Below are 14,095 nucleotides of genomic sequence, written 5' to 3'. Positions count from 1 at the left end.
TCCACGCCTCCCACGTGCCCGGCGTCGTGGCCCACCGACACGGCGATGCCCTCGGCCTCCAGCTGTGCGGTGAGTTCGGACGCATGCGCGTCGCAGCCGCTGACCCGCACCCCCCGGGCGGAGAGCAGCCGAGCAAAGGCGCTCACACCGATGCCGCCGATCCCCATCAGGTGGTAATGGGGCGCGGCAGTGGGGGAAGAGGCGGGGGAGGGAGAGGCCGGAGAAGGGGAGGAGTTAGTCATGGGAAGGGGTCCAAAGGGCACGCGGGCGCAGCCTGCCGCTTAGCGCAGGTGCCGCTCCACGAGGTCCGCGAGGCGGCCTGCGGCTCCGGCGGGCGAGCGGGAAAGGGCCGCCGTCCGCATGGCCGTGCGCGTGCCCGGTGCCGCACACTCTAGCACCGCGCCTCCCAGCGCCGGCTCCATCTCGGGCTGCACAACCACCCGACCTGCTCCAGCCTCCTGAACGCTCAGTGCGTTGTGAAACTGGTGGTTCTCCGCCGATTCGGGCAGCGGCACCATCACCAGGGGAACGCCGTGAAAGGCCGCCTCCGCCAGCGTGCCGGTGCCCGCCCGCGTGATGCCCAGGTCCGCCGCTGCCCACGCCGCCACCGCGTCTGTGTATCCCACAGCCTTGTACCAGGGCAGGTCCGCCACCCGCGGCGCCACTTCCTCCACCCAGCGCGGGCCAGTGGAATGCAGCACCTGCACCTCGCTGTCCGGCCCACGCCCCTCCGGTCCGAAGAGGCCGCGCAGAATGTCCGGCACCGCATTGTTCAGCGCCAACGAGCCCTGCGAGCCCCCCATCACGAAAATGGTCAGCCTCCCGGGCTGCAGGCCGAGCGCGGCCAGCGCCTCCTGCCGGGGGCGGCGTTCCTCGCGCACAGGCATGCCCACGAGGGTGGCCTTTTCGGGAGAGAGGCCCAGCACCTCCGGATAAGCGGTGCCCACTGCCCGCGCCCGGGAAGCGGCCAACCGCTGGGTGAGACCCAGGCGGGCGTTTTGCTCGTGTAGCACGGTGGGTAACGCCAGGCTCTGTGCGGCCAGCACGCCGGGGAGGCTGGCGAAGCCGCCGTAACCCACCACCGCGGCGGGCTGGGCCCCCTGCAAAAAGCGGCGGGCCTCGCCCAGGCCCCGCACCGCCTTCAGGAGCTCGCGCGGATCGGGGCGGCCCTGTCCGCTGCGGGCGAGTTTGCCCGCGTCTACCCCATGAAAGGCGAGGCCCTGTTCCCCGGCCACCCGCTGCTCCATGCCGCCGCGCTGTCCGAGCAGGACCGTCTCGTGCCCACGCCCCATCAACTCGCGCGCGGTGGCGACCGCCGGATAGATGTGTCCCCCCGTGCCCCCCGTTGCCAGTACGACCAAGCTCACGCGGGCGAGTGTAGCGCGGCCCGGCGGCGCGCGGCCCCAGGTGGAGGGCCGTTTCTGTACGCTGAACACATCGTGAACAAACTGCTGCTGCTCGCCGCGCTGTCCAGTGTTATGACGGGTGCCTCGGCCCTGACCTCAAGGACGTGGACGGCGACGATCTGTGCGCCCCGACCGCCGCGGTCTTTGTGGACGACGAGGAGAACGTGGCCCTCTCGCGCGACCTGACGGCGGCCCTCAGGCCGCGGGGAGTGAAGTGGTCCAGCGACAAATCCTGCGCCCTGACCCTGACCTACGGTCTCGACGCTTTTTCCAACAAGCAGGTGGAGGCCTACCTGTACAACAGCACCCTGGAACTCGGGGCCAACGGCGCGCACGTCGATACCGTCAAGACCCTGCTGGGCAAGAAGCTGGAGGCCGATCTGGACGAGGATTACCTGATTCTGGACCAGAACGTGCAGTACGGCATCACGGCTCTGACCCAGCTTGGCAAGGCGGGCAAGGACGCCATCGCCGCGCACGTCAAGTCCATGCTGCGCTGAAGAAGTCGCGCTGAAAAGGGGAGGGGACCAAGCAGCCAGCGCCGGTCCCTTCCCCTTTCGCCCGGGGTCAGTCGAACATATCGCTGATCGCCCGCCCCACCCCTGCGCCCTGGCCCTCGCCGCTCAGGCCCTGCTCGAATTCCTCGTAGGGCTGCACCACCACGAAGCCCTCGCCCTGAAACACCATCTGGTACGTCTCGCCGCCGCCGCGCCCGAAGATACTGCGCAGCGAGGCGTCCATACGGAGTTGTGGCTGCAGATTGCCGCTCCAGGCCACCGTGGCGTTGGGGTCCGTGAAGATCGGCTCGTGGGGCGTGACCCGCAGCGTCAGCGGCTTGCCGTGGCTGAGAATGGCGACGAGGCCGCTCCCCTGCAATTTCACGCTGAACAGGCCCCCCGCGGCGATGCCCGCGATCCGGCGGTGCATGGTGACGTCGTAGTTCACGGAGTCCTCGAAGGCGAGCAGATCGTTGCCGTTCACATTCAGGCTGTCGCCCGCCAGGCGCAGGATCTGCACCTCCTTGCCCTGATCGGCCAGGTACGCCACGCCCCGACCCTCGATCTTGGCCAGCGGGCCCATCTCCTGGCTGACCGCGCGCTTGAGGGCCTTCATCAGCCCGCCCTCCAGCGTGCCCTCGCGCTTGAACGACAGGCTGCCCTTATAGGCCACCATCGCGCCGAGTTTGCTCCAGATCCGCCCGTTGACCCGGACTTCCAGCATCTTGGCGCTTTCCAGCTCAAACACCTCACCGGGGTTGTCGCGTTCGGCGGTTTTGGCGAGAAAGTCGCGGAGGCTGTAACTGCCGTCACTGTTCGTCATGTTCCCAGATACGGAGCGGGGTTCGCCGGAGTTCCCCGGCTGCAGGAGGGCGTACCCTGCGGGGCGTGATCGCCGAACCCCCGAATCTGCTCGCCACCTTTCAGGCGCGCCGCACCGTGGACCTCGCCGCCTTGAGGCCGGACCCCATTCCCCACGGCACCGTGCTGCGCCTGCTGGAGGCCGCCAACTGGGCCCCCAGCCATGGGCGCACTGAACCCTGGCGCTTCGCCGTGTTCACGGGCGAGGGCCGCCGGGTGCTGTCAGACGCGCTCGCCACCTCGCTGGCCCTCATCAAGGGTGAGCCCCAGGCCGACCCCGAGGTCGTGCGCGCTCAGCGTGAGCGTCAGCTGCTGGCCCCCGTATGGCTGGCCGTGGCTGCGGAGCCCGCCGAGAAGCCCAAAATGCCCCTTCACGAGGAACAGTGGGCGACGGTCTGCGCCGTGCAGAACCTCCTGCTCGCGGCCCGGGCCCTCGGCATCGCGAGCAAGTGGATCACCAACGCGCCGAGCATGCACGAACATACCCGCAAGAGGCTGCACTTCAGCGAACGTGCCCACATGATGGGTCTGATCTACCTGGGCTACCCGGCGGGTGAGTGGCCCCAGGGCGAGCGCCGCGCAGTGGAGGAGAAGGTGCGCTGGGTAGAGTGATTCAAACGTTTCCTGCGGTCCCCACCACTTCCCCGATGCGCCGCAGCACTTCCTCAATCTGTTCCAGGCCTGTGGCGTAGCTCAGCCGCACCTGCCCCGGCGCTCCAAAATCCGTTCCCGGCACGACGGCCACGCGCGCCCGCTCGAGCAGGATGCGGCTGGCTTCCAGTTCGTCCCGGTGGATTCGGGTCGTGTCCGCCATCACGTAAAAGGCTCCCTGCGGCGTGGGCGTGGGCAGGCCCAGGGCGTTCAGCCCGGCCACGATGTGGTCCCGCCGTTCGCGGTAGGCCTGCCGCGCCTCCCCGATAAAGCGGGCCGTCTCCCCGTGCTGACTCAGGGCGGCGAGGGCCGCGTATTGCGACACGCTGCTCGCGTTGCTGGTGCTTTGCGATTGCAGGGCGTTCATCGCGGCAATCACCTCACGCGGCCCGCCCGCGTAACCGATGCGCCATCCCGTCATTGCGTAGGCCTTGCTCGCCCCGTTGATCGTGAGGGTATGTTTCGGCGCGTACCGCCCGATGCTGACCTGCTCGGCGTCGTAGACGAGGTGCTCGTACATCTCGTCGGTCACGATCACGAGGCCACGCCGCTGCGCCACCTCCGCCACCGCCTGCAGCACCCCCGGTGGAAAAACCGCGCCCGTGGGGTTGCCGGGACTGTTCAGCACGATCATGCGGGTGCGGGGGGTAACGCGGGCCTCGAGTTCAGCGGGATCGAGGACAAACCCGCTTTCCGCCGCCGTGGGCACGGCCACCGGCACCGCGCCCGTCAGGGCCACCATCTCGGGGTAGCTCACCCAGTACGGAGCGGGAATCAGCACCTCGTCGCCGGGATTCAGCAGAGCGAAAAAGGCGTTGAAGAGGGCCTGCTTGCCTCCGCTCGTGACCGTCACGGCGTCGGGCGCGTACTCCAGCCCGTTTTCCCGCCGGAACTTGGCGCTGATCGACTCGCGCAATTCGGGAATGCCGCTCACGGCGGTGTATTTCGTCTTGCCTTCCTCAATGGCGCGGATGGCGGCGGCCTTGATATGGGGCGGCGTATCGAAGTCGGGTTCGCCCACACTCATGGACAAGACGTCCACCCCCGCGCGCTGCAATTCCAGCGCGCGGGAGGTGACGGCCACCGTTGCGGAAGGCTTGAGGCTCAGGGCGCGTGCCGACAGCTGAAAGGGAGAGGGGCCGCTCATGGGGACGAGGGTACAGGGCGGGGGGTGGGGCCCAGGAAGACTCAGGCTAGAAGCGGCGCAAGAAGCGCTTCGTCCGGCCAAAGCCAGGGCCGGACAAGACGGTGGAAAAGCCCCGGGCAGGTCGGCGCGGGGGCGCGTTCTTAAGCAAAAGGCGGCGCGAGCGCGCCGCCTCCAGCGTCGGCACAATCCCACCCTGCCGGTTTGTTTCCACGCGGTGGAAGCCAGCAGGGTGAGGGCAGTGGCGGGGAAGCGCAAGGCTCCCTCCCCGCCTTCAAAAACCGGTGCCGTCGAGCAGCAGATCCCCGAAGGACAACTCTGGACCGGCCACATCCGGCAGGAAGGTGACTTCCGCGCCGGCCGCCTGAAGCAGCAGGTCGATCTTGACGGCGGGGCCCGGGGAGAGGGTCAGGCGGTAGGTGTGCACGCCGCTTCCCGCCCCCTCGCCTTTCAGGGTCTGAACGTCGATGCCCTGGCCCTGTACCCACGCCTGGAAGATCGCCTGCTGCCGCGCCGCGCCCGCCTCCAGGATGACCTGGACGCACACGGAAGCGGGGTGGGTGGGGGGAATCACAGGGCGAATCACGTTCGTGTCCTCAGTGCAGCAGCCCGATGCTGCGGGCGCGGCTGACGGCCTCGGTGCGGTCCCCGGCGTCGAGCTTGGCGTACAGGCGGGCGAGGTGGTCTTTGACGGTATCGGGGCTGACGCCGAGGTTCTTGGCGATCTCCTTGTTCGAAAAGCCCTGGGCCAGCAGGGGCAGCACCTCAGACTCACGCGGGGTCAGCCGGGGCACGTCCACATGGGGCAGCCGGTCCACATCTGGGTAGGCCACAATGTCGCGCAGTTGCTGGGCGAGCGTCTCGGGGTCCGTCTCCTTGCTGACGTAGCCGCGCGCCCCAGCCAGGCGGGCAGCCTGCACGATGGCAGGTTCGGCGAAGGTCGTGATCAGCACGCTGACCACCCCAGGGTGGGTCAGGCGCAGCCGCTCGCAGACCTCGATGCCGGTCAGGCCGGGCATCTTGACGTCCAGCAGCGCTGCGTCGGGCTGATGCGTGCGGCAGGCTTCGAGCGCCTGGATGCCGTCGGCAGCCTCAGCCACCACGTCGAAGCCCTGGTGCAGCAGGGCGTATTTGAGGCCCATACGGAAAAGCGGGTGGTCGTCGGCGATCACGAGTTTCAAGGGAGTACCTCCGGCAGGTTGAGGGCAAAGACGGACAGCGGATGGGGAGGAGGGGTGCGCGTGTAGGTCAGCGAGCCGCCGTGCGCCTCGGTGATGCGCCGGACGATAAACAGGCCGAGGCCCGTGGTGCCGGCGGTGTACTGCTGCCCGGCGATGGTGGCGGGCTGCGCGTTGAAGGGCTGGGCCAGTTCTTCGATGGGCGCGCCGAGGCCAGGGCCGTCGTCACGCACCTCCACGCCCGCCCCCGTTACGGCCAGTTCCACACGGCTGCGCGCGTAGCGCAGGGCGTTCTCGGTCAGGTTGGTGACGGCGCGTTCGAGCACCTTGGGGTCGGCGGGGGCGGTGCCCATGCCGGTGACCTCCAGGTTGAGTCCCCGGACCTGCGCCTGCCCCAGCAGCCGCCGCGCCACGGTGTCGATCAGGCTGCGCAGGTCCGTGGGCTGGGGCGAGAGGCGCACATCCTCGCGCTCGAAGCGGTGGGCGTCGGCCATCTGGCCCACCAGCGCGAGCAGCCGGGCGTTTTCGTCCAGCAACTCGCGGGTCACCGCTTCGCGGTCTGTTTCCGGCAGCTGTCCTCCCGCGAGCAACCGCGTGAGATGCCCTGTGGCGATCAGCGGCGTCTTGAGATCGTGCACCAGCGTTGCCATAAAGGCGTTGCGACGCCCCTGCTCGGTCCGCAGCCGCTCCAGCAGCCCGGTAAACGCCCGGCGCAGCGAGCGGATTTCGGTCGGGTCATCCGCATGCTGCTGGGTGAAGTTGCCGCCCTGCACCTCAGTCTCCAGACGGCTGAGGGGCTGCAGCATCACCCCGCTGAGCAGGTAACCCACCAGTCCGGATAACGCCGCCACCAGCAGCATCCACCCGGTCAGGACCTCCCGCTTCACATCAGGTTGCGCGGCAAAGCTCAGCACGAGGTTTGGCAGGAAGGTGAGCAGCGAGATCACCAGCGTGAACTGTGCCCGTAAGGTACTCTGCCGCCCGCGCTGCCGGGGCAGCGGGGTGGGGGGCAGGGAAGCCTCCGGTGCGTTCACGTTCACGTCCTGAAGTTTAGAAACAGTCCTCTAACAGAAAACCCACACTCAGGAGGTATGGGCCAGAAAAAAGGACCGCGTGCAGCAAAGGCACGCGGTTCCCTTTCGGGAGTGAACAGTCTGATGGGTTTTTCGGTTCATCCGTGAGGGCCTCTCCGCTTTGCTCCTCTGCGTCCACACCGATCCGTCAACGTTTTTCCTGCTTGCTCCGCTTGGGTAAACCAGTTGCTGCACTGCTGATGAACCGGAAGCCGGATGAGAAGCCCTAACGCCCCCGGCCCAACAGCAGCAGCACGCCTGCACCCAGCAGACCGCCCAGCACCAGCTGCTTGAGGGGATCGGGCCGGCCCGGCTGCGGCGCAGTAATGGGCACGGGCCGTTTCAGATACCACCCTCGCACGGGCCGCGCGGCTTCGTCGAAGTTGCGCGCCAGACGGTGCAGCTCGATGGCCATTTCCGGTCCCGACATGGGATGTCCGTGCCCAGTCGCCGACAGATCGGGGTCCAGCGCCGCCAGCGCCTGAACGGAGTCCCGCGCAGCGTCCCAGTTGGGTGTGTAGTACGCGGGCGGCCCATGCAGGTGGGTGGGTTTGAGGGTCAGGGCGCCCGTCGCCGACTCCTGCTTGGTGGTCACGAAGGCGTCTCCCACAATCAGGGTGCGGTCCGACTCGCGCCACAGAGAGATGTGGCCCGTGGTGTGGCCGGGCGTGTGCAGAACCTGCCAGCCGGGCAGGAGGGGAAATTCCCCGCTCGCCGGCAACACTTCCACGTGGGGGCGGAAGTCGAAAGGGCCGGGCACGAAGGCGGGCGAAAGGGCGCTCATGGTACCGCCCACCGTGGGATCGGGGAAGGGGTAGGGAGCCTGTCCCGTCACATAGGGCAGCTCCAGCGGGTGCGCGTAGACGGGCACCTTCCACGTTTCCAGCAGGTCGTGGAGCGCGCCGATGTGGTCGAGGTGCCCGTGGGTCAGCACGATGGCCGCCGGTGGCTGATCGCCGAAATGCCGCTGCGCCGCCGCGCGGATCATGCCCGCTGTGCCGGGCATTCCCGCATCTACCAGCACCCAGCCCTCGCCGGGCACACCAAGCATGTAGATGTTCACCATCGGCAGCCGCACCCGCACCACATCGGGACGCAGCACTTGCGAGCCTCCAAACGTCGAGACGGGTGGCGCGGGCGGGCGGACAGGGGGCAGGGAAGCTTGGGTCATGGTGGGCATCCTTTCGGTGGGGACGTGGAAGGGGAAAGTGAACGCGTCCTTCTCACGCTAGGAGGGCCGCATGAGTGCCCGCCTGCCCGCGCCCTAACGCCAGTTGAGGTGGTCTTGGGTTGAGGTTGAGGGCCAGGTGCTGACGGGAAAAAGGCCACCTCCCCCGTGGGAGGTGACCCACCGTATCCGGCGCAGGCGCTCAGTTCTTGCCCTTGCCCTGGGATTTGGCCTGCTCCATCGCCAGCTCCTTGAAGGCGCTGAGGCTACTCGCGTTGGCTTGTCCCTCGATGGCCTTGACGGCGAGGTCCTGCATCTGGCGGCTGGCGGCTCCGAGTTGCTCGGAGAGTTGCCCGGCGCGCCGGTCCAGCAGGTCGAGCCGGGTCTGGAAGTTCTGAATGCGCTGCTCGTAGATGCGGCGCTGGCCCTCGGTCTCTTTTTCCTGCAAGTCTGTGCGTACGCGGGCCTGCCGACTGCCGATGCCCGCGCCCTCGCCCTCCGCACGCTTGAGGGCGGCCTCGCGCTCGGCGGGCAGGGCGGCGGCCCGGTCGGTGATTTCGCGGTAACGCCGCTCGCGCTGGGCCAGTTCGGCTTCGCGCGTATTCCATTCGCGTTCCTGCACGTCCAGCCGCTCGGCACGGGTGCGGGTCCGCTCGGCCTGCTCGGCGCGGTAGGTCTCGTCGTCGAGCTGTCGGGCGAGGTCACGGGCGTAGGCGTAGTCGGCTTCCTCGCGCGTCCGGACGGTGGTGAGGGCCTGCTCGCGCTCTTCTACCCTGCGCTCGCGGGCGTCCTGCTCGGCCTGCCACTCGCGCTGGCGGGCCTCCCAGTCCTCCGCCGTCGCCACGCGCCGGGTCTCGTACCCGGTGCGGGCCTGCTCCTCCGCCGCGTCGTACTCGGCCATCAGGTCGCGCAGCGGGTCCTCACCGGTTCCCAGGCCGTACAGCTCCTTCAAGGCTTCGCGCTCGGCCCCGGCCAGCTTCAGCACGCCCTGAAGCCCGGCAGCCTCGGCGCTGAGCTGTTCGGAGAGTTCGGCCAGCGTGCCGGAGGCCCGGGCCTGCAACTGGGCCAGCAGCCCCAGCGCGACTTCCATACGGCCTGGCTTGCCCTCCTGGCCTTCGGGCGTGGTCGGCAACCCGCGGCTCGCCTCGGCCACGGGGCTTCTCGGGACAGCCGCCTTCTGAACCTGTTTCTGAACCTCGCCGGCCTCCTTTTCCTTCTGGACCAGTTGCGTCTTCAGGGCGCTGAGCTGCCCCTCAAGCCGACTGTACTCGCCGCTGAGGTCGTCGAACGCTTCGAGAATCTTGGCCTTGGTGGCGGTTTCGGCGGGACGTTTGGTACTCACGATTCACTCCTGCTGGCGGTGCTGAAGGCGCGGGCGGCGAGGCCCTGGGTCTGTTCGCTGACGCGCTGCTGCTGGGCCTGGAGTTCAGCCACCTGCGCCTCGGCGGCAGCGATGGACGCCTGAAGGGATTCGAGGTGCAGCTCATGGCCCTGCTTGCTGGCTTCCCACTCGCGTTCCAGCAGGTCCGAGCGCACCTTGGCGTCGGCGGTGGCCTGCCGGACGCCTTCCTCGCGGGCCTTTTTGACCGCCTCTTCGAGTTCCTGGGGGAAAGCCTCGACGCTGGCAAGGTCCTTCTCAAACTGCTCGGCGGTGGCCTGAAGGGCTGCCTCGCGCTCGCGCCAGCCGCGCTCCAGGGTCAGGCGACGCTCGGCCAGCTCGCGTTCCTGGGCGCGGTCTGCCGCGTGCTGCGCGTCTGCGTCGTGCTGGCGCTCGCGCTGGCGGCGGTAGGTGTGATCCGCTTCCTCCTGCTGGCGCTCGCGGGCGGTTTCCTCACGCCCGCGGCTCTCCTCGGCGGCAAACCCGGCGTCTTCACGCTCCCAGGTGCGCCGTGTGTCGGCCTGCTCCCGTTCCAGCGCGTCCAGCCGGGCCTGATGCTCGCCTTCCAGGGCAGCGAGTCGGTCGCGGCTCTCCTGCTGGAGGGCGGCCAGAGCGTCGGCGGCCACGCGGATACGGCGCAGCTCGGCCAGTTCGCGCCGGGCCACCTCGGTGGCGGTGACCAGTTCGCTGAGCTTGGTCGCCTGCCCTGACAGCCGCTCTTCGAGCTGGGCCAGTACCGAGCCCACTTCGAGCTGCACGTCCGCCGACTCGCGCACAATGCGGTCTACCGTGTACCCGGCAGCGTGGTTCAGCACCTCACGGTTCTTGCGCTGCTGCTGCACCTCGGCGCGGCTCTGAAACCGGCCCTTTGCCGCCGCCTGCTCCTGGCGCAACGCCTTGAAAGCCTCCTGCAAGGTCTGGGAATCGTGTTCTGTCATCTTTCCTCCGCGAAATCGGGTTGATTTTTACGCTTAAAACATAACACAGCCGAACAGCTTTGTGCAAGCAGTCACACTAGAGCCTGGCGCGCGTTGCGGCGGAGGCGGCCAGTTTCCAGCTGTCAGCGGGCAACGCGAAAACGCCCCCGCTCAGGCGGGGGCGTTCGGACTGCTCTTCGCCGGCAACTGGAAGCTGACCGCCTCCCTCACTCCTCGGTACTTAGCACCGCCAGGAACGCTTCTTGCGGCACCTCCACCGTACCGATCTGCTTCATGCGGGCGCGGCCCTTCTTCTGCTTTTCCAGCAGCTTCTTCTTGCGCGAGATATCGCCGCCGTAGCACTTGGCAAGCACGTCCTTGCGGTAGGCCTTCACGGTGGCCCGGGCGATGATCTTGCCGCCGATGGTGGCCTGCACGGGCACGGGGAACATCTGCCGGGGGATCACTTCGGCCATCTTGTCCACGATCTTGCGGCCCAGCGAGTACGCCTTGTCCTCGTGGACGATCACGGCGAGGGCGTCTACCACCTCATTGTTGACCTGAATGTCCACCTTGCGCAGGTCGCCCTCGCGGTAGCCGATCTGCTCGTAGTCCATGGAGGCGTAGCCCCTGGAGATGGACTTGAGGCGGTCGTGGAAGTCGTAGAGAATCTCCGCGAAGGGCACCTCGTACAGCAGCTCCACCCGCTTGCCGACGTAGTTCATGGTGATCATAGATCCCCGGCGCTCCTGCAAGAGCTGCATCACCGGCCCGACGTAGTCCTCGGGCAGCATGATGCTCAGCTTGATGTACGGCTCCTCCACACTCGTGATGCGGTCGCGGGTGGGAAACTCGGCCGGGTTCTGCGTCTCGAACACGTCGCCGTTGGTCAGCGTGACGCGGTAGACCACGGCGGGCGCGGTGGCGATCAGATCGAGGTCGTACTCGCGCTCCAGGCGTTCTTGAATGATCTCGGCGTGCAGCAGTCCCAGGAACCCGCAGCGAAAGCCGAAGCCCAGGGCCTCGGAGGTCTCCGGCTCGAAATTGAAGGCGGCGTCGTTGAGCTTGAGCTTTTCCAGCGCGTCGCGCAGCTTGCGGTAGTCCTCGGTGGAGGTGGGGTACAGGCCAGAAAAGACCACCGGCTGCGCGGGTTTGAAGCCGGGAAACGGCTCGGGCGTAGGGCGGTCCTTTTGCGTGATGGTGTCGCCCACCTGCGCGTCGTGGATGTCGCGGATGCCCGCGGCAATCCAGCCCACGCTTCCGGCAGGCAGCGACTCGCCCACCACGAGGCCGGGCGTGAAGGTGCCTACCCGGTCCACATCGAAGGTCTTGCCCGAGTTGAACAGCATGATGGGCTGCTTCGGCTTCAGGGTGCCTTCCAGCACGCGCACGAACAGGATCACGCCCTGGTAGGCGTCGTAGAACGAGTCGAAGATGAGGGCCTTGAGGGGCGCTTCGGGGTCGCCGGGGGGCGGCGGAATGCGCTCCACGATGGCTTCCAGAATCTCGGGAATGCCCAGCCCCGATTTGCCGGAGGCGAACACCGCGTCCTTCGCCGGAATGCCGATCACGTCCTCAAGTTCCTGCGCCGCGCCCTCGGGATCGGCGGCGGGCAGGTCAATCTTGTTGATCACCGGCACGATTTCGAGGTTGCTGTCGATGGCGAGGTAGGCGTTGACGATGGTCTGCGCCTCTACGCCCTGCGAAGCGTCCACGAGCAGCAGCACGCCCTCGCAGGCTGCCAGCGAGCGGGACACCTCATAGTTGAAGTCCACATGCCCGGGGGTGTCGATCAGGTTGAAGGTGTATACCTCGCCGTTGTCACGCGTGTAGGAGAGGCGAACGGGCGTGCTCTTGATGGTGATGCCGCGCTCGCGCTCCAGTTCCAGGGTGTCGAGGGTCTGGTCGCGCTTGTCGCGCTCACCCATCGCGCCCAGGCGTTCCAGAATGCGGTCGGCCAGGGTGGACTTGCCGTGGTCCACGTGGGCGATGATGGAAAAATTTCTGACTTGGGTTGGGGGCCGGACACTCACGGAACGCAGTGTAGCGGGGGCGGAGGCCTGGGATTGGGGCAAAAGGTCGGACCGGTCAGCTGCAAAAGCGGCTCCGGCGGTGCCACGGTCAACCTTTGAGGCGGTCAGACCCCCGCGGACGTACCCTGCAGGCATGACTGCGCGCCGCGCCCTGCCCACCCGTCCTCGCCCTTCGGTCTGGAAGCGGCCGCTGCCCCTGCTGCTCGTGTTCCTCGCCGTGGGCGGCGCGTGGTGGCAGTCCCGTCCGAAAAACGTTCCCGTTCAGGCGGCGGCCCTCTCGCGCACCGTGGCGCAGGACTGGGCAGAATTGGCGCGGTTCGGTCCCCGTCCGGTGGGGAACGCGGGGCATGAACGGACGCTCGGATGGCTGGAGGGGGAGTTGCGCGCCCTCGGGTACAACGTCACCCGGGAGGCCGTCACGCTCGAGCGGCCCTATGATCGGGGCGGAAGACTGAAGGTGGGCGGGCTGAGCGTCCCCGCCTCCGCCTTGTACGGGAGCCAGGGCGGGGAACAGGAGGGGAGGCTCGTGCGCGTCTCGCCGGACGTTTCCTCGGAGCGGATGGAAGCTTTAGGACTTCGCGGACAGATCGCGCTGACCACCTGCGGCAAGACGCCCTGGCGTGAGCTCGTGGAGCGGGTCATGGGAGCTGGGGCACTCGGCCTGGTGATCGTGCAGGACTGCCCCCGCGCCCAGCTTCAGCGCGTGGCCTCCACCCCGCTGCCCCTCGTGCAGATCAGCGTGGCGGACGGGGCGAACGTATGGCCGCTGGCCGGGAAGCAGGCCCAGTTGTCCTCCAAGGTGGAGGTCCGGCGGATCACGGGCCACAACCTGATCGCGGCGCGGGTGGGCGCGGCGCCGGAGGTGCTGTTCGGGGCCCACCTCGACACGGTGAACGGCTCGCCCGGCGCAAACGACAATTCCAGCGGCGTGCTCGCGGTGCTGGAGGTGGCCCGGCGCGCTGCCCGAACCCCCTGGCGGACCGGGCGTGGTTCGTGCTGTTCGACGCCGAGGAAGACGGCACCATCGGCAGCCGCCTGTTCGTAGACGCGCACCGCTACCCCCTGCGCCAGACCCGCGCCATGCTGAACTTCGACATGGTGGGCGTGAATGCAGCGCCCCTGGGTGTAGCGGCCCACGCCGAACTCATACCGCTGGCCCGGCAGGTGTGGCCCGGCGTGCGCGTGTTCGGGGATGAGCCAGTCAACACCCGGGAAACCTTCGGCCGTTCCATGAACGTCACCGGGCGCAGCGATCACCTGGCCTTCAAGGAGTGGGGCGTGCGGACTGCATTTGTCCACCGTGGCCTGGACGTCAATTACCACGCCACCACGGACCGAACGCTCTCGCCTGCCCTCGTGACGCAGGCGGCGGTCTTCGCCACCCAGCTGGCCGAGACGGCGCTGAAGGCGCCCTGGACGCCCGATGGACCCTGCGAGGGCTTCAGCAGCAAGGGGTGTTAGTGGTCCAATGGGGAAGTAAATTGGGAGATAAGTTTCCCTCCGCACCGGAGAGCGTGCAATCACGACGCAAAGCCAAAAGGACCCCTTCAATTCAGCTCCCGAAGTCCCTCTCCATCAGACCATGAGCTGTACTTCGGGGAAATTCAGGAGCGTACACATTCGCTGTCTGGCACAGCATCTACGGACCTGTACGATCTTGAAACCACTGTGTGCTGTGGTCCAGAGACGGGAGGGAGTGGCTGCCCTTCGGTCTGGCGGAGGAATGGAGTCATGGCGCCAGCGGTGAAACCCAGATCCGGGGGTTCAACGCCGCACCATTTGCTCCTGA

Annotated in this window: 15 protein-coding genes (1 of these 15 cut by a window edge); 4 read left to right on the top strand and 11 right to left on the bottom strand. The window is 67.8% G+C overall.

The genetic code is table 11. From position 1 onward, the window contains the following. Together murC and murG are read right to left on the bottom strand one after the other, a co-directional pair. Window positions 1-167 carry the 5' end (the start) of a UDP-N-acetylmuramate--L-alanine ligase gene (gene murC / locus B9A95_RS25010; RefSeq protein ID WP_425429980.1) on the bottom strand. The gene continues 1,168 nt to the left of window position 1, outside the view, so only the first 167 of its 1,335 coding nucleotides appear in the window; it begins with the start codon at window positions 165-167; the stop codon falls past the left edge of the window. Window positions 168-281: 114 nt separating this feature from the next. Beyond that, the gene (gene murG, locus B9A95_RS25005; protein ID WP_084050957.1) at window positions 282-1,367 is read right to left on the bottom strand and encodes an undecaprenyldiphospho-muramoylpentapeptide beta-N-acetylglucosaminyltransferase; all 1,086 of its coding nucleotides are present in this window, start codon (window positions 1,365-1,367) and stop codon (window positions 282-284) included. Window positions 1,368-1,510: 143 nt separating this feature from the next. On the opposite strand from murG, the gene B9A95_RS25000 reads away from it, so the two are divergent. Continuing rightward, window positions 1,511-1,906: a hypothetical protein gene (locus B9A95_RS25000; protein ID WP_084049747.1), complete on the top strand. Its 396-nt coding sequence runs from the start codon at window positions 1,511-1,513 to the stop codon at window positions 1,904-1,906. A 67-nt stretch (window positions 1,907-1,973) separates the two neighbouring features. Here B9A95_RS25000 and B9A95_RS24995 read toward each other — a convergent pair whose 3' ends face one another. Beyond that, complete coding sequence (locus B9A95_RS24995) at window positions 1,974-2,726, bottom strand: AIM24 family protein (RefSeq protein WP_084049746.1); 753 nt, start codon at window positions 2,724-2,726, stop codon at window positions 1,974-1,976. A 65-nt stretch (window positions 2,727-2,791) separates the two neighbouring features. On the opposite strand from B9A95_RS24995, the gene B9A95_RS24990 reads away from it, so the two are divergent. Next, the gene (locus B9A95_RS24990) at window positions 2,792-3,376 is read left to right on the top strand and encodes a nitroreductase family protein (RefSeq protein ID WP_245808476.1); all 585 of its coding nucleotides are present in this window, start codon (window positions 2,792-2,794) and stop codon (window positions 3,374-3,376) included. 1 nt (window position 3,377) lies between these two features. On the opposite strand, the gene B9A95_RS24985 is transcribed toward B9A95_RS24990, so the two are convergent. From B9A95_RS24985 to lepA, 8 genes are all read right to left on the bottom strand, one after another. After that, a complete protein-coding gene (locus tag B9A95_RS24985; RefSeq protein WP_084049744.1) occupies window positions 3,378-4,562 on the bottom strand; it encodes a pyridoxal phosphate-dependent aminotransferase in 1,185 nt (394 codons plus the stop codon). A 271-nt stretch (window positions 4,563-4,833) separates the two neighbouring features. Then, complete coding sequence (locus tag B9A95_RS24980) at window positions 4,834-5,145, bottom strand: hypothetical protein (RefSeq protein ID WP_084049743.1); 312 nt, start codon at window positions 5,143-5,145, stop codon at window positions 4,834-4,836. A 10-nt stretch (window positions 5,146-5,155) separates the two neighbouring features. Further along, a complete protein-coding gene (locus B9A95_RS24975) occupies window positions 5,156-5,740 on the bottom strand; it encodes a response regulator transcription factor (RefSeq protein ID WP_084049742.1) in 585 nt (194 codons plus the stop codon). Then, a complete protein-coding gene (locus B9A95_RS24970; protein WP_245808554.1) occupies window positions 5,737-6,771 on the bottom strand; it encodes a sensor histidine kinase in 1,035 nt (344 codons plus the stop codon). Before B9A95_RS24970 ends, B9A95_RS24975 begins: the two co-directional genes overlap by 4 nt. Window positions 6,772-7,036: 265 nt before the next feature. Continuing rightward, window positions 7,037-7,981 carry an MBL fold metallo-hydrolase gene (locus B9A95_RS24965; protein ID WP_084049741.1) on the bottom strand — a complete coding sequence of 315 codons (945 nt, stop codon included), beginning with the start codon at window positions 7,979-7,981 and terminating at the stop codon, window positions 7,037-7,039. Between the two features lie 199 nt (window positions 7,982-8,180). Beyond that, the gene (locus tag B9A95_RS24960) at window positions 8,181-9,320 is read right to left on the bottom strand and encodes a coiled-coil domain-containing protein (RefSeq protein WP_084049740.1); all 1,140 of its coding nucleotides are present in this window, start codon (window positions 9,318-9,320) and stop codon (window positions 8,181-8,183) included. Further along, entirely contained in the window at window positions 9,317-10,294 is a 978-nt protein-coding gene (locus tag B9A95_RS34145; RefSeq protein WP_084049739.1) for a coiled-coil domain-containing protein, read from the bottom strand. Before B9A95_RS34145 ends, B9A95_RS24960 begins: the two co-directional genes overlap by 4 nt. 206 nt (window positions 10,295-10,500) lie before the next feature. Further along, window positions 10,501-12,306, bottom strand: a complete 1,806-nt coding sequence (gene lepA / locus B9A95_RS24950; RefSeq protein ID WP_245808475.1) for a translation elongation factor 4 — start codon at window positions 12,304-12,306, stop codon at window positions 10,501-10,503. Window positions 12,307-12,439: 133 nt separating this feature from the next. Here lepA and B9A95_RS36420 point away from each other — a divergent pair, with 133 nt between their 5' ends. Further along, the gene (locus B9A95_RS36420) at window positions 12,440-13,351 is read left to right on the top strand and encodes a M28 family peptidase (protein ID WP_170928770.1); all 912 of its coding nucleotides are present in this window, start codon (window positions 12,440-12,442) and stop codon (window positions 13,349-13,351) included. Continuing rightward, entirely contained in the window at window positions 13,300-13,767 is a 468-nt protein-coding gene (locus B9A95_RS36415; RefSeq protein ID WP_170928769.1) for a M28 family metallopeptidase, read from the top strand. Before B9A95_RS36420 ends, B9A95_RS36415 begins: the two co-directional genes overlap by 52 nt. Window positions 13,768-14,095 lie beyond the last annotated feature (328 nt).

The organism is Deinococcus hopiensis KR-140 (assembly GCF_900176165.1).
Taxonomy (GTDB): domain Bacteria; phylum Deinococcota; class Deinococci; order Deinococcales; family Deinococcaceae; genus Deinococcus; species Deinococcus hopiensis.
This window is presented reverse-complemented; position numbering and strand designations above follow the sequence as displayed.

Bases quoted from the DNA above. Each gene is read 5' to 3' on its own strand.
- B9A95_RS24995 (WP_084049746.1), bottom strand. From the start codon at position 2,726: ATGACGAACAGTGACGGCAGTTACAGCCTCCGCGACTTTCTCGCCAAA.
- B9A95_RS24985 (WP_084049744.1), bottom strand. From the start codon at position 4,562: ATGAGCGGCCCCTCTCCCTTTCAGCTGTCGGCACGCGCCCTGAGCCTC.
- B9A95_RS24965 (WP_084049741.1), bottom strand. From the start codon at position 7,981: ATGACCCAAGCTTCCCTGCCCCCTGTCCGCCCGCCCGCGCCACCCGTC.
- B9A95_RS34145 (WP_084049739.1), bottom strand. From the start codon at position 10,294: ATGACAGAACACGATTCCCAGACCTTGCAGGAGGCTTTCAAGGCGTTG.
- B9A95_RS36420 (WP_170928770.1), top strand. From the start codon at position 12,440: ATGACTGCGCGCCGCGCCCTGCCCACCCGTCCTCGCCCTTCGGTCTGG.